At 72.8% G+C, this 16461-nt stretch carries 18 protein-coding genes; 8 read left to right on the top strand and 10 right to left on the bottom strand.

The window, feature by feature from the left end; translation table 11 throughout:
* Window positions 1–66: 66 nt before the first annotated feature.
* From rsgA to ACFY1J_RS38415, 6 genes are all read right to left on the bottom strand, one after another.
* The gene (gene rsgA, locus ACFY1J_RS38440) at window positions 67–1095 is read right to left on the bottom strand and encodes a ribosome small subunit-dependent GTPase A (protein WP_390732857.1); all 1029 of its coding nucleotides are present in this window, start codon (window positions 1093–1095) and stop codon (window positions 67–69) included.
* On the bottom strand, window positions 1092–1760 hold the full coding sequence (locus ACFY1J_RS38435; protein ID WP_390713205.1) for a 2OG-Fe(II) oxygenase: 669 nt from the start codon (window positions 1758–1760) through the stop codon (window positions 1092–1094). Before ACFY1J_RS38435 ends, rsgA begins: the two co-directional genes overlap by 4 nt.
* The gene (locus ACFY1J_RS38430) at window positions 1757–3025 is read right to left on the bottom strand and encodes an MFS transporter (RefSeq protein ID WP_390732856.1); all 1269 of its coding nucleotides are present in this window, start codon (window positions 3023–3025) and stop codon (window positions 1757–1759) included. Before ACFY1J_RS38430 ends, ACFY1J_RS38435 begins: the two co-directional genes overlap by 4 nt.
* Window positions 3022–4092: a JmjC domain-containing protein gene (locus tag ACFY1J_RS38425; protein ID WP_390713207.1), complete on the bottom strand. Its 1071-nt coding sequence runs from the start codon at window positions 4090–4092 to the stop codon at window positions 3022–3024. Before ACFY1J_RS38425 ends, ACFY1J_RS38430 begins: the two co-directional genes overlap by 4 nt.
* Window positions 4089–5309 (bottom strand): cupin domain-containing protein, encoded by a 1221-nt coding sequence (locus tag ACFY1J_RS38420; protein ID WP_390713208.1) that lies wholly within the window; start codon window positions 5307–5309, stop codon window positions 4089–4091. Before ACFY1J_RS38420 ends, ACFY1J_RS38425 begins: the two co-directional genes overlap by 4 nt.
* A 391-nt stretch (window positions 5310–5700) precedes the next feature.
* Window positions 5701–6708, bottom strand: a complete 1008-nt coding sequence (locus ACFY1J_RS38415; RefSeq protein ID WP_390713209.1) for a hypothetical protein — start codon at window positions 6706–6708, stop codon at window positions 5701–5703.
* A 107-nt stretch (window positions 6709–6815) separates the two neighbouring features.
* Between ACFY1J_RS38415 and ACFY1J_RS38410 the strand changes: the two genes are divergently transcribed.
* From ACFY1J_RS38410 to ACFY1J_RS38390, 5 genes are all read left to right on the top strand, one after another.
* The gene (locus ACFY1J_RS38410; protein ID WP_390713210.1) at window positions 6816–7091 is read left to right on the top strand and encodes a hypothetical protein; all 276 of its coding nucleotides are present in this window, start codon (window positions 6816–6818) and stop codon (window positions 7089–7091) included.
* A gap of 244 nt (window positions 7092–7335) precedes the next feature.
* Window positions 7336–7878 carry a carboxymuconolactone decarboxylase family protein gene (locus ACFY1J_RS38405; RefSeq protein ID WP_390713211.1) on the top strand — a complete coding sequence of 181 codons (543 nt, stop codon included), beginning with the start codon at window positions 7336–7338 and terminating at the stop codon, window positions 7876–7878.
* Between the two features lie 33 nt (window positions 7879–7911).
* On the top strand, window positions 7912–8877 hold the full coding sequence (locus tag ACFY1J_RS38400) for an oxidoreductase (RefSeq protein ID WP_390713212.1): 966 nt from the start codon (window positions 7912–7914) through the stop codon (window positions 8875–8877).
* Window positions 8850–9125 (top strand): hypothetical protein, encoded by a 276-nt coding sequence (locus tag ACFY1J_RS38395; protein ID WP_390713213.1) that lies wholly within the window; start codon window positions 8850–8852, stop codon window positions 9123–9125. Before ACFY1J_RS38400 ends, ACFY1J_RS38395 begins: the two co-directional genes overlap by 28 nt.
* A 191-nt stretch (window positions 9126–9316) precedes the next feature.
* Window positions 9317–10315, top strand: a complete 999-nt coding sequence (locus tag ACFY1J_RS38390; protein WP_390713214.1) for a hypothetical protein — start codon at window positions 9317–9319, stop codon at window positions 10313–10315.
* A 74-nt stretch (window positions 10316–10389) separates the two neighbouring features.
* On the opposite strand, the gene ACFY1J_RS38385 is transcribed toward ACFY1J_RS38390, so the two are convergent.
* The 4 genes from ACFY1J_RS38385 to ACFY1J_RS38370 all read right to left on the bottom strand — a co-directional run bounded on the left by ACFY1J_RS38385 (window position 10390) and on the right by ACFY1J_RS38370 (window position 13506).
* Window positions 10390–10758, bottom strand: coding sequence for a hypothetical protein (locus ACFY1J_RS38385; protein ID WP_390713215.1), 369 nt, complete (start codon window positions 10756–10758; stop codon window positions 10390–10392).
* Window positions 10759–10787: 29 nt separating this feature from the next.
* Window positions 10788–11954, bottom strand: a complete 1167-nt coding sequence (gene metK, locus ACFY1J_RS38380; RefSeq protein ID WP_390732855.1) for a methionine adenosyltransferase — start codon at window positions 11952–11954, stop codon at window positions 10788–10790.
* 89 nt (window positions 11955–12043) lie between these two features.
* The gene (locus ACFY1J_RS38375; protein WP_390708535.1) at window positions 12044–13303 is read right to left on the bottom strand and encodes an MFS transporter; all 1260 of its coding nucleotides are present in this window, start codon (window positions 13301–13303) and stop codon (window positions 12044–12046) included.
* Window positions 13300–13506, bottom strand: a complete 207-nt coding sequence (locus tag ACFY1J_RS38370; protein WP_390708534.1) for a 4-oxalocrotonate tautomerase family protein — start codon at window positions 13504–13506, stop codon at window positions 13300–13302. Before ACFY1J_RS38370 ends, ACFY1J_RS38375 begins: the two co-directional genes overlap by 4 nt.
* 306 nt (window positions 13507–13812) lie before the next feature.
* On the opposite strand from ACFY1J_RS38370, the gene ACFY1J_RS38365 reads away from it, so the two are divergent.
* The 3 genes from ACFY1J_RS38365 to ACFY1J_RS38355 are packed head-to-tail and all read left to right on the top strand — an operon-like array spanning window position 13813 to window position 16450.
* Window positions 13813–14673, top strand: a complete 861-nt coding sequence (locus ACFY1J_RS38365; RefSeq protein WP_390732864.1) for a TauD/TfdA dioxygenase family protein — start codon at window positions 13813–13815, stop codon at window positions 14671–14673.
* Entirely contained in the window at window positions 14670–15467 is a 798-nt protein-coding gene (locus ACFY1J_RS38360) for an HpcH/HpaI aldolase/citrate lyase family protein (protein ID WP_390732854.1), read from the top strand. Before ACFY1J_RS38365 ends, ACFY1J_RS38360 begins: the two co-directional genes overlap by 4 nt.
* 20 nt (window positions 15468–15487) lie before the next feature.
* On the top strand, window positions 15488–16450 hold the full coding sequence (locus tag ACFY1J_RS38355; protein WP_390732853.1) for a PLP-dependent cysteine synthase family protein: 963 nt from the start codon (window positions 15488–15490) through the stop codon (window positions 16448–16450).
* Window positions 16451–16461: the final 11 nt, after the last annotated feature.

Genomic DNA, 16461 nt, shown 5'->3' with positions numbered 1-16461 from the left:
GGTGCCTCATCGTGGGGACATCCGAGTGGGGCGGCCAACTTCCGGCGTGCTCACCTGAGTTGGTGTTCAACGTCGTCCGTTGCGGCGGGCCTGTTTGCTGACGGCCTTCCACTGGCGGCGCATGTCGGCCATCTCGGCGGGGTTCTCCCGGCGGCGGCGGTGGGCGATCTCGCCCTGGAGCTTGCGCCAGGTGGCCAGTCGGGTGGTGGGCAGGGTGCCGGTGCGGACGGCCTCCTCCACGGCGCAGCCGCTGTCGCCGTCGTGGCTGCAGTCGGCGTACCGGCAGTGGGCGGCGAGGGCGGCGAGGTCGGTGAAGACGTCGTCGACAGCCTCCCGGCCGGCGGCTACTTCCAGGGAGCGGATGCCGGGGATGTCCAGGAGGACTCCGCCGCTGGAGAGCAGGTGCAGACGGCGCGTGGTGGTGGTGTGGCGGCCGCCCGCCCGGCCCGGCGCGGCGACCGCTTCGGCGGTGCCTTCCAGGGCGTTGAGCAGGGAGGTCTTGCCCGCGCCGGAGGGGCCGAGCAGCACCGCGGTGGTGCCCGGGCCCAGGTGGGGGCACAGGGCGTCGAGGCCGTCTTTGGTCAGGACGCTGACCGGTATCACGGGGACGCCGGGGCTGAGGGCCGCGGCGGTGGTGGCGTCCTCGGTGCCGGCGTCGTCGGTGGTGTCGCTCTTGGTGAGGACGAGTACGGGCTGGGCGCCGCTGTCCCAGGCCATGACGCTGAGGCGTTCGACCATGGTGGTGTTCAGCCCGCCGGCCAGCGGGACCACCACCAGGACGGTGTCGATGTTCGCGGCGAGGACCTGGCGGCCGTGTCCGGCGGCCCCGGCCCGGCCGAGGACGGTGCGGCGGGGGGCCACGGCGTGGACGCGGCCGTCGTCGCCGAGCCGGATCCAGTCGCCGGCGACCGGGGTGACCGGCAGGGCGGGCGCGACGGCGGCGGTGTGCGCTTTGAGGGTGCCGTCGTCGGCGGGCCGCAGTACGTCGCAGACGGTGCCGTGGTGGACGACGACACGCGCCCAGCCGGTGCCGGCGGGCATGTGGCCGAGACGGGTCTCGGCGGTCGCGGAGGCGGTCGCGGCGGTGCCGGTCATGGGGTGTCCTCGGTGATGAAGCCGGTGTGGGTGCGGCGCAGCCGGTCGCCGGCGGTGGCGTCGACGCGCTGGACGGCGTGCATGGTGTGGGCGCGGAAGACGACCAGGCGGTTGGGGCGGGGCAGGATGAGCGTCGGGTGCGTGGTGGTGTGGAGCAGTGCCGCGCCGTCCGCGGCGTCGGCGCGGGAGGGCTCGTCGATCATGGTCAGGCCGCCGCCCCAGTCGGTGTCCCAGGCGCGGTGGGTGAAGTAGACGTAGGCGCCGACGCGTCCGGCGCCGGCGTCGTTGTGCCAGCTGAGGCGGGAGCCGGCGGGGTAGCCCCAGGCGCTGAGGGTGAGGGAGAGATGTTCGGCGCGGTCGGGGGCGCCGAGGAGGTCCAGGTGTGCGGTGATCTGTTCCTTGACGGCGCGTTGCCAGCGGGGTGTGTCGTCGGGGCTGTCGGCGAGGCGCTGTTTCTCCTCGCCGCCTCGGTAGGCGAAGCCGTCGTAGACCGGGTCGATGGTGCTCAGGACGGGCTTGAGGCGGATGCGTTCGAAGGCGGCGGCGGTGTCGTCGAAGTCGGCCTGGGGCAGCAGGTCGTCGATGACGACGAAGCGGCCGCCGCGGGAGTGGACGCGGGCGTCGGGGCCGGTCGCGGGCGGGGCCAGCAGAGTGGCGGTGTTCATGCGGTTGCCTTCCTTCCGTGTCCGGCGAGGGATGCGGCGGGGACGCAGAGCAGGACGAGTACGACGGCGATGCCGGTGAAGACGGTGTCGTAGTGGTCGGCGGTCAGCCCGCCCAGGAGCATGCCCAGGGGGATGCCCGCGGCGTTGACGAAGTTGTCCACGGAGCCGAGGCGGGAGAGGTACCGCTCGGGGATCTCGCTCTGGTAGGCGGTGTCCCACACGATTCCGCAGGCGGCGGTGGTCAGGGCGGACAGGACGAAGGTCGCCGCGACGACGGCGGTGGGCAGCTGGTCGCGCAGGGCGAGCGCGGTGAACTGGAGTACGACGCCTACGGTGACGACGACGGCCGCGGGCTTCCAGCGGTGCTTCTGGGTCGCCATGACGGCCAGTGAGCCCAGCAGCGAGCCGACGGCGAGGCAGGTGGCCAGCAGCGACCAGGCGCCGGTGCCGCCGAGGGATCGTACGGCCAGCACGGGGCCGGCGACGGCGGTCAGGCCGATGCCGAGGGAGACCACGAACCACAGGGCCATGCCGAAGGAGAACCACGGGTAGCGGGCCATGACCGCGAACCCGGCGCGGAACCGGGTGTCCGGCTCCGCGTCGGGGGTGGCGGTGGGCTGTGCGGTCGAGGTCGTCCGGTCGCGCAGGGGGGTGTACAGGCGGGTGAGGCGGGCCAGGCAGGCGAGGTTGACGGCGAAGGACGCCACGTCGAGCCAGAGGATCCAGGAGAAGCCGGCCGTGGTCATGAGGACTCCGGCGAGGATCGGGCCCAGCAGGAAGCTCACGTCGGCCACGAGGGAGAGCAGGCCGTTCGCCCGCTGGAGCTGCTCCCTCGGGACGAGTTCGGGGGTCAGCCCGATCTGCGCGGGGTTGTACAGGGCGGTTCCCGCGCCGTAGAGGGCTGCCGACAGGCACAGGTGCCAGCTGTGCAGGGGCAGCGGGCTGATCGCCACGACGGCCAGTGCGCCCTGGGCGAGCAGGCGGAGTACGTCGGCGCCGATCATCACGGTCACCCGGTTGTGGCGGTCGGCGAGTCGTCCGCCGGTGGCGACCAGGAGGAAGCGGGCCGCCCACAGGGACAGCAGGACCCAGGTGAGGGCGGCCGCCGAGTGCGATATCTGGTAGGCGGCCAGGGCGAACGCGACCGGGACGGGGGCGTCGCCGAGCTTGGAGACGACGTGGCCCGTGAAGAACGTGGCGAAGCGGCGCTCGCGGAGCATCGCGGCCTGGTCCTTGAGCGTGGCGGTCAGCACAGGCGGGTTCATCCTTCGCAGATCAGGAAGTCGTTGCGGGCGCCGAAGGCGACCAGGGCGCGTACGTCGGCGGTGGGCAGGTCGCTGCGGACGGCCAGTTCGCCGAAGGTCAGGGCACCTCCGCGGGCCAGCAGGCCGACCGTGTGCCCGAGCCGGGTGTCCAGGCGGATGCGCCGGCCCATGGTGGTGACGTTCAGGTGGTCCTCGTCGGTGGTGATGTACGGGGGGAAGCGGCTGGCCCAGCGGATGCGGGTGGTGGGCTGGACCTCCCCGGTCAGCGCGCTGGGCAGGGAGGCGCCGGCGCGGCGGTCGGGGCGCTGTGCCAGGCGGGCGGCCAGCCATGCGCGGCCGGGGTCGGGGGCGGGCCGGCCGGCGAGTTCGTGGGCGGCGCGCGTCTCCTCCAGTACGTCGGCGAACGGCTCGTATCCGACGGTGAGATGGACGGTGAGGTCGCCGGTTCCGCTGACGCGGTGGGCGGTGTCGCGCGGCACGGCAAGGCACATGCCGGGGGTCAGGACGCGGTCCAGGCTGTCGTCGGCGAGGTCGCGGGAGCGGGCGCCGACGCGGGAGTCCACCTGCCAGTGCTTGCGTCCGTGCAGTTGCAGGATGAGCGCGTCGTGGTCGTCGCTGTGCACGTCGAAGGCGCTGTTGTCGCCGGCGGTGACGTAGCAGTTGACCCAGGCGCGGGCGTGCAGCAGGTACTCCAGGGCCTCGCAGAGCAGCATGACGCGTTCGTCGAGGGCTTCGAGGTGGCTGACGACGAGGGTGGCGCCGCGTTCGACGGCGCTGTGCAGGTAAGCGGGGACGAGGGCGGTGTGCAGGACCTCGCCGTCGCCGACGCGGGAGCGCAGCCAGCGGCTGCGGTCGATCTGCCGGCCGGACTCGACGAGTCGGAAGTTGGTGGCGAGCGCGCCGGGGCGGGCCAGCGCGGACCAGACTCCGGCGAGGAGGGCCTCGCGGGCGGCGGCGTCCGCGGCCTTCCCGGGTTCGTACAGGCGGACTCCGCCGGCCGGTGGCTGCTGGTCGCCGAGGCCGTCGAGGAGCGACTGGGCGTGGGCGAAGGCGTCGTACGCGGTCATGGGGCGGTCACCGCCCCCATGGTGTGCAGGGCGCGGGCGAGTTCGGCGCGGCTGCCGGGCGGGAGGGTGTCGGGCAGGGCGGCGGCCAGCTCTTCGAGGGTGAAGCAGGCGGTGGAGGCGGTGGCGTTCTCCAGGGCGCTGAAGTCGGCGCGGTGGGGGATGGTGAGGGTGCGGCCGCGGGCGACGAGGACGGTGCCGTCGGGGTGGGGGGCGGCGGCGACGACGCCGGGCCGGGCCCAGCGCAGCGGGGTGCCGGGGACGGGTGCCGTGGCGGGCAGGGCGGCGCGGTGGGGCGGGCTCAGGTAGCCGTTGGTGCGCAGCCGGAGCCGGGCGAGGGCCAGTTGGTGGGCGACGCGGTCGGCGAGGGCGGTGCCCGGGGTGCCGTCGTCGCGCAGGAGCGTGCGGGCGCGGTCGGTGACGTGACGGGCGGGCGGGTAGGCGGCGAGCGCTTCGCCCGGCTCGGCGGTGCGCCACAGGGCTTCGGTGATCAGGGAGCGGGTCCGTACCGGGTAGAGGGTGAGCCCGAGGAACGTGGAGGGCCCGAGGTTGCGGAAGACGTGGTACGTGTCCTGGGGGATCAGCAGGAAGTCGCCGGGCCGCAGCAGGTAACGCTCGGCGGAGCCGAGGTGCTCCTCGATGTCGAAGGTGATGCGGCCGAAGGACGGGCTGGGGGTGATGCCGGAGGCGTCGAAGGGGTGGTCGTGCCAGACCCACACCTCTTTGGGGGAGGGTCCGAGGTGGAAGATGAGCGAGGGTTCGCCGTCCTTGTGGATGCCGAACGGTGTCCATCCGGAGTGGGCGACGAAGGTGTACACGTCGGTGCCGGAGGGCAGTTCGTGCCGCTCGTCGGCGACGAGCTCCGCCACGATCCGGGCCACCTCGGTGCCGAGGGGGAGGCTGAAGGCGGCGATGTCGTTGACTGCCAGACAGGATTCGTCGCTGTCGGCGGTGCGGGCCAGCCAGTCGGTGGCACTCTCGCCGTCGTCGAGCGGCGTGTTCACGAACCTCTGGGTGAGCCGGTAGTCGAACGCACCGGGGCAAAAGGCGCGCAGGCGCAGGTCTCCGGGCGCCTTGCGGGTCGCCGTCCGCAGGCTGTCGTCGATCAGCCGGCGCAGGTGCTCGGGGTCGGTGACCAGGCCGGGCAGGTAGACGGTGCGGGTGAAGTCGGGGGCGTGGGCCGCCGCGAACGCCTTCCAGGTCTTGAGGTCGATGCTCATCCAGCTCACCACTCGCTCGAAGTAGAGGGCCGACGCGGCCGGTTGTCCGGGGAGAGGACGACCGGCCGCGTCACGGTGCGGGCCTCAGTGGCCGACGTCCTGACGGGGGCCGAACTCGGCCTCGAAGTCGTAGTTGTCGTCCTCGAGGATCTCCATGACGAGGTTCTTCTCGTTCTCCATGATGCTTTTCCTTTCCGGTTGACAGTGATTGAATGACCCGTTCCGTCGGGGGATTCGGATATTCGAGTCGGGGACTTGCTGTTGGAATTGAGCGGCCCTTCAAGCGGGGTTCTTTGTGCTTTCCGGCCCGTTCTCTGGAATGACTCTGACATGCCCACAAGGGGGTTGTCAGCATTTTTTGGCGGCACAGGAATGCCTTGACACTGTTGTGTCACACCAGGCCGCTTCGGGCGGCCTGCAGGCCGAGTTGGAAACGGCTGCGGGCGCCTGTCCGGTCGGAGAGAAGAGAGATCATGCGGCGTTCGCTGCGCAGGGAGATACCGAGTTTTCGGGCCGCGGCCTCGTCGGTCAGTCCCTCCGCGAGAAAGCGCAGCAGGGCGCGTTCTCGCGGCGAGTACATGTCCGTGACGCCGTCACCGGCGCCGTCCGTCGGGTCCGTGCCGCCGGCCGGGGTCGCCGTGTCCCACAGGTGTGTGAACAGGGCGCGCAGTCCGGCCAGGGCTCCGGGCTCGTCCAACAGGACGGCTCCGCCGTCGGGTTCGTCGGGGTCCAGGGGCAGGACCGCGCTCGCGCCGTCGACGAGGCGCAGGTGCAGCGGCAGCGCGGGCAGCGTGCGGATCTCGGCGCCGGCCCGGGTGAGCCGGCGTACGGCGTCGCGGCGCCGGGCCGGGCCCGTGGTGCTGTCCATGTGGAGGATGCGTACGCGCACGCCCCGGTCCAGCAGGTCGAGATGGAGGGGGACGTCGAGGTCCCAGGGGCCGTCGCCCGCCGTGGTGGAGGGGGCGAGCGCGAGGAGTTCACCGCGGGCCTGCGCGGTCAGGTCGGCCTGGAGGCGGCCGACGGCCTCGGCGCCGGTGAAGCGCTCCACGCCGGCGCCGGCGGTGCGGCCGAGCGCGGTGTAGCCGGCCAGCAGGTCGGCGACCGCGGCACGGCTGGCGTCGATCTCCAGCTGGGTGCGGGCCAGTTCGTCCTGACGGCGTTCCAGGAGTGCGCCGAGTCCGGCCCGGGGCGGCACGAGCAGCGGGGCGCCGCAGGTGGCCTCCGGCGCGGCCGCCCTGCGCAGCAGCGCGAGGTCGGCGAGCGTGTCGAGGGCCGTGGTGACGGCGGACCGGTCCTGGTCCAGTTCCTGGGCCAGCCGGTCCACGCCCCAGGAGGGCTGCTCCAGCATGAGCCGGTAGACGGCCTCCGTCCCGCAGTCCAGTCCGAGTACGCGCAGCATCAGCGTCCCCCCGCATCGTGTGGGTGCCGGGCACATGCGTGCCACGGCATGTTCGTGGCCCCGTCAGGACTGGGACGGGGCCGGTGGCGTGCGGCACACTCGGGTGCGTGCACCTCGTCGAGTTCGCCTTCGCCAAGCCGCACGACGCGCCGGAGCTGCCCGGCGACGTCCTGCTCGCCGCCCTGTGGGCGGTGTGCGGCCCGGACGACGGCATGGAGCACATCCGGGTGCACGTGAGCCGCGCCGGTGCCCGGGGTGCCGCGTTCCTGCTGGCGCCGGACGAGCCGAGCGCCGTCCGTCAGTGCCGGGCGGTGTGCCGGCGGGCGCTGGCGGTGACCGGCGCCCTGAGCGCGTGGCGGCTGACCTGTCCCGCCGAGGCATGAGGCCGAACGGCCGGACGTGCCCGTACCGGCACGGCCATCTGCCGAAGTCTCGGTGTACCGCGAGGTGTCGCTTGCCACGACCCCATTCTTGGACTAGCGGGCGGCGGGACGCTTCTCTCTGAGTGCGCAGATGGGAGCGCCGGCCGGGCCGGCAGGAGTCCGCATTCTGGGAGTTGGCCGCGCCGCCCACGGGTTCCGACGATGAGGGCCCCGTCGGCAACACGGCAGACAAAGGACGCGCATCGTGCCCCACATCGAGCTGACTCATGATCTTCCCGGCATCAGCGGGCTGTTCGCCCAGCGCCCGGACACCGCGGGCGTGCTGTCGCAGCTCGCGGAGACCCTGCTGCGCAGCGGCCCCTCGCCGCTGAGCCGGGGGGAACGCGAGCTGATCGCCGCCTACGTCTCCCACCTCAACTGCACCGAGTTCTGCGCCGGTTCGCACAGCGCGTTCGCGGCGGCGCAGCTCGACGGAGGCGCCGAGCTGGTCGCCGCGGTGCTCACCGACCCCGGCACGGCTCCGGTCTCCCCGCTGCTGCGGGCGCTGCTCGCGGTGGCCGCCGAGGTGCAGGCGAAGGCCGCTCCCGTGTCCGACAAGGCGATCGACGCCGCCCGGGCCGAGGGCGCCACCGATACCCACATCCACGACACGGTCCTGATCGCGGCCGCGTTCGCGATGTTCAACCGGTACGTCAACGGCCTGGCCACCGAGGTTCCGTCGGACCCGGCGTTCTACGGCGTGGCGGCCGAACTCATCGTCGAGCACGGCTATGGCGCCGCGCACTGACCCGGCGTCCAACCGGCGTCCGAGGAGGACGACATGACGTGGTCCGCAGCAGATGTTCCCGATCTGAGCGGCCGTACGGCCCTGGTCACCGGCGCCTCGGGTGGCATCGGCCGGGAGACGGCCCGGGTCCTCGCGGCCCGCGGGGCGCATGTCGTCCTCGCCTGCCGCAGCGCAAAGCGGGCACGGGCCGTGGCCGAGTGGGCCGGCGGCAGCACCGAGGTGGTCGAACTCGACCTGGCGTCACTGGACTCGGTGCGCCGGGCCGCCGCGCGGGTGCGCGACCGGCACGGCCGTCTGGACCTGCTGGTCAACAACGCCGGGGTGATGTTCCCGTCGTACGGGCGTACGGCGGACGGCTTCGAGGTCCATCTCGGTGTCAATCACCTCGGTCACTTCGCGCTGACGGGGCTGCTGCTCGGTCTGATGTCGGGGGTGCCGGGCTCACGGGTGGTCACCGTCGGGAGCCTCGCGCACCGTGCGGGCCTCGGCGGTTTCGACGCGGACCGCGCCCGGTCCGGCTCAGGGCGCCGGTCGGTGGCGGCGTACGGGCGCTCCAAGCTGGCGAATCTGCTGTTCGCCCGGGAGTTGCAGCGCCGTCTCACCGCGGCCGGTGCCGCCACCGTGTCGCTCGCCGCGCATCCGGGTCTTTCGCCGACCGGGCTGTGGCACGGCGACCCTCCCGCTGTGCTGCGGCCCGTGGTCGCGGCGGGGATGCGCTGGCTGGCCCAGCCGGCGCAGGCGGCGGCGCTGCCGTCGCTGCGGGCGGCGACGGACCCGCAGGTGCCGCAGGGCGCCTATCTGGGGCCTGCCCGGCGGTTCGGGAGCCGCGGGGCGCCGGTGCCCGCGCGGTCCAGCCGTGCGGCGCGCGATGCGGCGGCGCAGGCCCGGCTGTGGGAGCTGTCGGAGGAACTGACCGGGGTGCGGTACGAGTTCGCGCCGGCACCGGGGCCGGCGGAGCAGGCCGTGGGTGTGTGCCCGGTCATGGGATCGCGGGGCTGAGCGCCGTGGCCGGGGAGAGCATCGCGGCCGGTGTGGGTGCGGGTATCGCCGGTCAGGCCCGGTTCCGTCCGGTGGCGGCCTGGGCGTGGATGTGGCGGAACTTCGACGCGGTGCTGCCGGACGGCGATCCGCCGACGAAGGACGGGGCGGACCGAGTTCCGGCGTCGGGCCGGCCGCTCCCACTGCGGCCGGCGACCGTGCTCGCGGTGGCCGGCCGGGTCGGGGACGAGGGGCTGCCGCTCCCCTGACGGCGGGTCGCGCGACGGTGCGGGCGGCATCGACTTCACGAAGTGTGTCCGGGTTCTTCTTCCCCCGTGCTCACTGCGGGCTCGGACCGTCACTGCGCGTGCGCGCGGGCCTAGCGTGGCGTTCGATCGCCCGCAGATTTCCCGCAGATCCCCCGCAGATCCCCCCGCTCCCTCCCGAAAGGCGACTTGTCATGGCGCAGACAGCGCAGCGGCCTGCCGCGTCCCCCTCCCGGGCGCGGCGGGCCGCAGACACCGGTCCCGCATCGTCATCGTTCTTCTTCAACGGCCATGCGCCGCGCCGCCGTGCGCTGGTCGCCGCGGTCGCCGCGGTCTTCGGTTTCGCCCTGACGGTGGTGTGGTCCGCACAGTTCGTGGACCGGACCATCGGCGACAACGTCGCGGACACCCTGCTCGGCCATGCGGCCAAGGGCACGCCGATCGCGGGTGTGCTCGCGGGTCTGGCGTTCGCGCTGGCCACCGGGGTCGCGGGCACGTTCACCGCGTGCAACGTGGCCGTCTTCAGCGCGCTGGCGCCGCTGGCCGGCGGCCCTTCCACCTCCCGGCGGGGCCGGATGGCCGCCGCGCTGCGTCCGCTGAGCCGGCTCGCGCTCGGTGCGGTCGTCGTGTCCGCCGCGTACGGGGCGGTGGTGTCCCTCGTCGGTACGGGCATGCCGCAGTTCGACGACAGCCAGGGCGGCGGCGGATTCTCCGGGCGTCTGGTGCAGGCGATGGTGGTCTACGGGCTGATCGGTCTGCTGATGACGTATCTGGGCCTGGCCGCGCTGGGCGTGGTGCGTGATCCGCTGGCGCGGCTGTCGCGGCGCTTCCCGGGCGCGCCGATGCTGGTGATGGGCGGCCTGATCGGGGCGTTCCTGATCGGGCGTCCCTTCCCGCTGTTCCGCCAGCTGTTCCGCGACGCAGCCGAGAGCCACAACCCGCTGTACGGCGCGGTCGCGTTCGGCCTGCAGTCCATCGGCAACATCACCGTCATGTCGGTGCTGTTCCTCCTGGTGGCCGGTCTGTTCGGGGAGCGGCTGCACCGGTGGACGGCGCTGCGGCCGAGCCGCGCGTCGGCGCTGATGGCGGCGGGCTTCCTGGCGGCGGGCGTGTTCCTGGTCCTGTACTGGGACGTGCGGATCCTGGCCGTCCGCGATCTGATCTGGTACCCGATGGCGCCCTGGGCGAAGTGAGGTGACCGTGCATCACCTGGTGGGGCCCGGCCGGAGCAACCTCCGGCCGGGCCCCACGTCGTACGGGGAGGGGTTCAGCTGCCCGCGGCGGCCACGGCGGCGACCAGCTCGCCCGCCGTGTCGAGGATGCCGGGGGCGGTGAGCTGCGGGTCGTCCAGGACGGGGACGAGGCCGGCGAGGGCGCGGGCGAACCGGCCGTCGTTGTCGTGGACCATCGTGACGGCCCCCTCCCACAGCGCGGCCCGGATGCGGCGCGAGGTGAGCAGGCCGTCACCGGCGACGGAGGTCAGCAGCAGCCCGGCGACGCGGACTTCGAGCGGCGTCGGGTGCCAACTGCCGGTGCGCAGGTCCGCCAGAAGGCCTTCGACGCTGCCACGCGCGCGTGCGGTGGCGGCGGGCTCACAGAGCAGACCGGTGCCGGGGTGGGCGGTGATCGTGGACACGGGTGGTTCCTCTCGCGGGTTGCGGCCGGCTAGTCCAGTCCGGCCGCGGCGCGCAGGGCGGCGGCGCGGTCGGTGCGTTCCCAGGTGAAGTCGGGAAGCTCGCGGCCGAAGTGGCCGTACGCCGCGGTCTGGGCGTAGATCGGGCGGAGCAGGTCGAGGTCGCGGATGATGGCGGCCGGGCGGAGGTCGAAGACCTCGCCGATGGCCTGTTCGATGAGGTGCAGGGGGATCTCCTCGGTGCCGAAGGTCTCGACGAAGAGGCCGACGGGCTCGGCCTTGCCGATCGCGTAGGCGACCTGGACCTCGCAGCGCGAGGCAAGGCCCGCGGCGACGACGTTCTTGGCGACCCAGCGCATCGCGTACGCCGCCGAACGGTCCACCTTGGACGGGTCCTTGCCGGAGAACGCGCCGCCACCGTGACGGGCCATACCGCCGTACGTGTCGATGATGATCTTGCGGCCGGTCAGACCCGCGTCACCCATCGGGCCGCCGATCTCGAAGCGGCCGGTCGGATTGACCAGCAGGCGGTAGCCCTCGGTGTCCAGCTTGATGCCCTCGTCGAGCAGCGCCTTCAGCTCCGGCTCCACGACGAACTCACGGATGTCCGGGGCCAGCAGCGACTCCAGGTCGATGTCGCTCGCGTGCTGCGAGGAGACGACCACCGTGTCGAGGCGGACCGCCCTGTCGCCGTCGTACTCGATGGTGACCTGCGTCTTGCCGTCCGGGCGCAGGTAGGGGATCGTGCCGTTCTTGCGGACGTCCGTAAGGCGCTTGGACAGGCGGTGGGCGAGCTGGATCGGCAGGGGCATCAGTTCCGGTGTCTCGTCGGTCGCGTAACCGAACATCAGGCCCTGGTCGCCGGCGCCGCCGGTGTCCACGCCCTGCGCGATGTCCGGGGACTGCGCGCCGATGGACACCGACACGCCGCAGGAGGCGCCGTCGAAGCCCTTGCGCGAGGAGTCGTAGCCGATCTGCAGGATCTTCTCGCGGACCAGCTCGGCGATCGGCACGTAGGCGGTGGTCGTCACTTCGCCGGCCACGTGCACCTGGCCGGTGGTGATCAGGGTCTCCACGGCCACGCGGGCGGCCGGGTCCCGGCCGAGCAGCGCGTCGAGCAGGGTGTCGCTGATCTGGTCGGCGATCTTGTCGGGATGGCCCTCGGTGACCGACTCCGAGGTGAACAGCCGTTTCGTCATGGGCGCATCAGATCCGCGGCCGCGGCCGGCCCGCAACCGGACCTGCCCGAGTCACGGCCGGTACCGCGGATGCGTGACGCTTGGGCATGTCAGGCAGTGGCCGGAACCTTCTCCTCCGTGGTGCGCGAGGCGCGCACGCCGACCACGGACCGGTACAGCAGGATCGCGGCGCAGCCGGCCGTCCCGTACAGCAGGCTCATGCCGAGGGCGGGGACGAACGCGCCGAGCGTGACGCACAGGGCGGCGACGAGGAGCCCGATCCGGGCGTTGAGCGCGTAGGCCGCCATGTATTTGGTGCGGGCCTCGGGGTCGATCAGGTCGGCCAGGAGCGCCTGGCGCACCGGGACGCTGGCGATCTCCCCGAAGGTGAGCAGGACGGCCGCCGCGATGAGCACCCAGCCGATGTCGCTGACGGCCCAGACCATGTAGCCGGCGGTGAAGACGGCGATCCCGCCGTACAGCCGGAGCCGCTCGGGGACCCGCGCGAGCAGGGTCTTGGCGAAGAGGACGAGGGCGACGACCAGGGCGGCGTTGACCGCCCGCAGGATGCCGAGGACGGCGACGCCGTCCACGTCCAGCCGCCGGCCGCCGACCGCGAGCAGGGTCTGCCGCGGGAACTGGCGGGACAGGCGTACGGCGATGTAGTAGCCGATCTGCATCTCCACCGCGGCGATCAGCGCGGCCGCGGCCAGCTGGCGCAGGAAGACACGGTCGCGGGCCACGGTGAGGTAGCCGCGCAGCATGGCGCCGGGGCCGGCCGCCGCCCTGCCGGTCTGCGGGGCGGTCTCGCTGATCCACCGCCACATCACCGACGTGGTCAGCAGGCACAGCGCGGCGGCGCCGGTCAGCAGCTGGAGGAAGTGGCCGTCGTAGAGGAACCCGCCGAGCAGGGCGCCCACGGTGAACGCCAGGTTGATCGACCAGTAGTTGATCGTGTAGACGAGCGGGCGGTTGTCGGGGGTGGAGACGTCGACCATCATCGCGTCGGCCGCCGGGGTGGCCAGTTGCGAGCAGCAGGTGTTGAGCAGGAACAGGCCGAAGGTGACGGGCCCGGAGGTCCACCACGGGGAGTTGGCCAGGGCGAGCAGGCCGAAGGTGAGGGTGGCGCCGAGTTCGCCGGCCACCATCACGGGGCGCCGGCCGTGGACGTCGGCGAGGTGGCCGCCGAGGAAGTTGGCGGCGATGCCGGCCGCCGCCACGCAGACGGTGAGGACACCTGCGACGGCGGGGCCGTAGAGGGCCGCCAGATGGATGACGAGCAGCGGCATCAGCATGACCGACAGCAGCCGCTGGACGAAGCCGACCGCGATCCGCAGCCGGATGTTGGGGTGCAGGGAGCGCAGGGTCATCGCCGGCCTCGCCAGGAGCGGGATTCGTCGGCGAGGTGGCCGCCGTTGCCCCAGTGGTCGGGGTCGACGTCCCGCACGATGACGGTGACGGCGTCGTCCGGGCAGCCGGACACGCGCGTGACCACGTCGGTGATGCCCGCCACCAACTCCTTTCGCGCTTGCCGGTCGTTGCCCTGCCACCAGTTGACGGTGATCACTGGCATGTCAGCGGTCCTTTGCTCCGGAGGACGATTCAAGGGCGCGGCGGCTAGAGAATCCCCGCGGCGCCACGACGTTGACAAGCCAAGGCCGCACACGGAATACGACTTGAACAAGTCGACCCTTTTCCGCGGGTTTTCCGCACCCGAACGGGAGCGAGTTGGTGAAGTCGTATCGCCTTTTCGGCTTCCGTTGCCGCCGGATTGAGCCACGTGCTGTGATCGGACGCCGGGAAGGACTTGCGGTGCCGTGCCCGCGCTCCCCCGCCGGCTCGGCCACGCGAGTCCCTGACATATTCGGAGGGAATGCTGGTGTCCCTGTTCGACATACGCCGGATCGGCGGCAGGATCGGCGCGGAGGTCACAGGCGTCGATCTGTCCACCGAGCTGTCGGATTCCGATTTCCGGCAGATCCACGAGGCATTCCTGGAGTACAAGGTCCTCTTCTTCCGGGACCAGGACATCACCGACGAGCACCAACTCGCCTTCGCCAGCCGCTTCGGCCCGCTGACCCAGTCGCACCCGATGATGCGCACCGTCGACGGCTGCCCGCAGGTGATTCCCGTCGACGGGGAGGACCAGCGGGCCGACCACTGGCACACCGACATCAGTTTCACCACCGCCCCGTCGCTGGGTACGACCCTGCGCAGCGTGGTGCTGCCCCCGTACGGCGGGGACACCCTGGTCGCGAACGCGGCCGCGGGCTACAAGGACCTGCCGGCCGAACTGCGCGCGGTGGCCGACCGGTTGTGGGCCGTGCACACCAACCACGCCGAGCAGCCGCGGCTGGGCACCGAGCGCGGCGACAAGGTGCGCGCGGCGTTCCTGGCCCGCCGGTTCGAGACCGCCCACCCGGTGGTGCGCGTCCACCCGGAGTCCGGTGAGCCGAGCCTGTTCCTCGGCGGTTTCGCCCAGTGGCTGCTCGGCGTGGAGCCGCGCGAGTCCCGGCCGATCATCGACGTGCTCCAGGGCTATGTGCGCCGGCCGGAGAACGTCGCGCGCTGGCGCTGGCGCCCCGGCGACGTGCTGATCTTCGACAACCGCAGCACGCAGCACTTCGCGGTCAACGACTACGGGCGCCACCAGCGGGTGCTGCACCGGGTGTCCATCACCGGCGACGTGCCCGTCGGCCTCGACGGCAAGCAGAGCTACGCACTGAAGGAAGGGGAATGAGCATGGCGTCCGTCTCGCACCCGGACCCGGGGTTCGCGGCGCGGCTGCGCCGCCGGGAGCCCCTGGTGGGTTACTGGATCTCCCTGGACAGTCCGGTCGCGACCGAGCGGGTCGCCGGGCTCGGCTACGACTACATCGGCGTGGACGGCCAGCACGGTGTGCCGCACCAGCCCGGGTGGCAGGCCGCGATGCTGGCGGTGGACGCCCGCGGCCGCTCCGCCGGGGTGATCCGGGTGCCGTCGCCGGACCCGGTCGCCATCGGTGTAGCGCTCGACACCGGGGCGCGCGGTGTGATCGTCCCGATGGTGGAGAGCGCCGGGCAGGCGCGCGACGCCGTGCGGGCCTGCCGGCACCATCCGGCGGGGACGCGCAGTCTGGCCGGGCCGGTCCGGGCGGAACTGCGGCTGGGATCCGTACCGGCCGAGATCGACGACCGGGTCGCGTGCGTCGTGATGATCGAGACCGCGGCCGCGCTGGACGACCTGGAGGCCATCTGCGGCACGGACGGCCTCGACGCGGTGTACGTCGGGCCCGCCGATCTGTCGGCCGCGCTCGGCGCGCGCTGGTTCGGCGACCCGGCGGCCGCCGACGCGCTGGAGGACGCGCTGGAGCGCATAACGCAGACCGCCCGCCGGCACGGCATCGCCTGCGGCATCCACGTGCCGGACGGCGAGAGCGCCGCGAAGCGGCTCGCCGAGGGCTTCACCTTCGCCACCGTCTCCAGCGACATCACCCACCTGCAGCAGGCGGCCACCGCGCACCTGCGCGCGGCGCGCGGCCTGAGCACGGTCTGAGCACGGCGGAGGGGGGAACCATGACGACAGAGGTGGGACACACCGCCGCGCAGCCGGCCGGGTCCGCGGAGGAACTGGTTGGGTCCGTGGAGGAACTGGTCGGGGGGACACCGCTGTTGGAGGTCCCGCTGCCGGGACTGGTCGGCTCGGTGCGGCTGCTGGCGAAGCTGGAGATGGCCAACCCGTTCTCCAGCGTGAAGGACCGGCCCGCGCTGTTCATGGTGCGGGCCGCCGAGGAGGCGGGGCTGCTGCCCGCGAGCGGGGGCACCGTCATCGAGTGCTCCTCCGGCAGCACCGGCATCTCGCTGGCCGCGCTGTGCGCCCGCCGCGGCCACCGGTGCATCATCGTGATGCCCGACAACGCCACCGAGGAACGCCGCCTGATCCTGCGCCGGCTGGGCGCCGAGGTGCATCTCGTGCCGCACCGCGATGGTCTTCTGGCCGCCTGGGCGTACGCGGAGGAGCTGCAGCGCGGCATGCCCGGCTCATGGGTGCCGCACCAGGACCGCAATCCCGCCAACGTGCGGGCGCACTACGAGACGACGGGCCCGGAGATCTGGCAGGCCACGCGGGGCCGGATCGACGTGCTGGTGTGCGGGGTCGGCACCGGCGGAACGCTGACGGGCACCGCCCGCTATCTGAAGGAGCGCACCGCGCTGCACGTCGTGGCGGTCGAACCCGCGCGCAGCGCCGTGCTGTCCGGGGGCGAGGCCGGCCCGCACGGCATTCCGGGCATCGGCGCCGGGTACGTCTCACCGATCACCGACCTCGCCCTGGTGGACGAGGTGGTGGCCGTCACGGACGAGGCGGCCGCGGCCACCACGGACGAAGTGACCCGCGCGACCGGTCTGCCGGTCGGCATCTCGTCGGGCGCCGCCGCCTGGGCGAGTCGTGCCGTGGCGGCCCAGCCCCGCTGGGCGGGTGCCACGGTCGTCACCGTGTTCCCCGACAGCGGGGAGCGCTATCTGTCGACGGCCCGCTGATCCGCCGTCCT

Source organism: Streptomyces sp. NPDC001406 (assembly GCF_042895285.1).
In the GTDB taxonomy this organism is placed as follows: domain Bacteria; phylum Actinomycetota; class Actinomycetes; order Streptomycetales; family Streptomycetaceae; genus Streptomyces.
Note: the sequence above shows the minus strand (reverse complement) of the source record. Positions and strands in the feature narration are given on the sequence as shown.

Bases quoted from the DNA above. Each gene is read 5' to 3' on its own strand.
- rsgA (WP_390732857.1), bottom strand. From the start codon at position 1,095: ATGACCGGCACCGCCGCGACCGCCTCCGCGACCGCCGAGACCCGTCTC.
- ACFY1J_RS38435 (WP_390713205.1), bottom strand. From the start codon at position 1,760: ATGAACACCGCCACTCTGCTGGCCCCGCCCGCGACCGGCCCCGACGCC.
- ACFY1J_RS38430 (WP_390732856.1), bottom strand. From the start codon at position 3,025: ATGAACCCGCCTGTGCTGACCGCCACGCTCAAGGACCAGGCCGCGATG.
- ACFY1J_RS38425 (WP_390713207.1), bottom strand. From the start codon at position 4,092: ATGACCGCGTACGACGCCTTCGCCCACGCCCAGTCGCTCCTCGACGGC.
- ACFY1J_RS38420 (WP_390713208.1), bottom strand. From the start codon at position 5,309: ATGAGCATCGACCTCAAGACCTGGAAGGCGTTCGCGGCGGCCCACGCC.
- ACFY1J_RS38415 (WP_390713209.1), bottom strand. From the start codon at position 6,708: ATGCTGCGCGTACTCGGACTGGACTGCGGGACGGAGGCCGTCTACCGG.
- ACFY1J_RS38400 (WP_390713212.1), top strand. From the start codon at position 7,912: ATGACGTGGTCCGCAGCAGATGTTCCCGATCTGAGCGGCCGTACGGCC.
- ACFY1J_RS38390 (WP_390713214.1), top strand. From the start codon at position 9,317: ATGGCGCAGACAGCGCAGCGGCCTGCCGCGTCCCCCTCCCGGGCGCGG.
- metK (WP_390732855.1), bottom strand. From the start codon at position 11,954: ATGACGAAACGGCTGTTCACCTCGGAGTCGGTCACCGAGGGCCATCCC.
- ACFY1J_RS38375 (WP_390708535.1), bottom strand. From the start codon at position 13,303: ATGACCCTGCGCTCCCTGCACCCCAACATCCGGCTGCGGATCGCGGTC.
- ACFY1J_RS38370 (WP_390708534.1), bottom strand. From the start codon at position 13,506: ATGCCAGTGATCACCGTCAACTGGTGGCAGGGCAACGACCGGCAAGCG.
- ACFY1J_RS38360 (WP_390732854.1), top strand. From the start codon at position 14,670: ATGAGCATGGCGTCCGTCTCGCACCCGGACCCGGGGTTCGCGGCGCGG.
- ACFY1J_RS38355 (WP_390732853.1), top strand. From the start codon at position 15,488: ATGACGACAGAGGTGGGACACACCGCCGCGCAGCCGGCCGGGTCCGCG.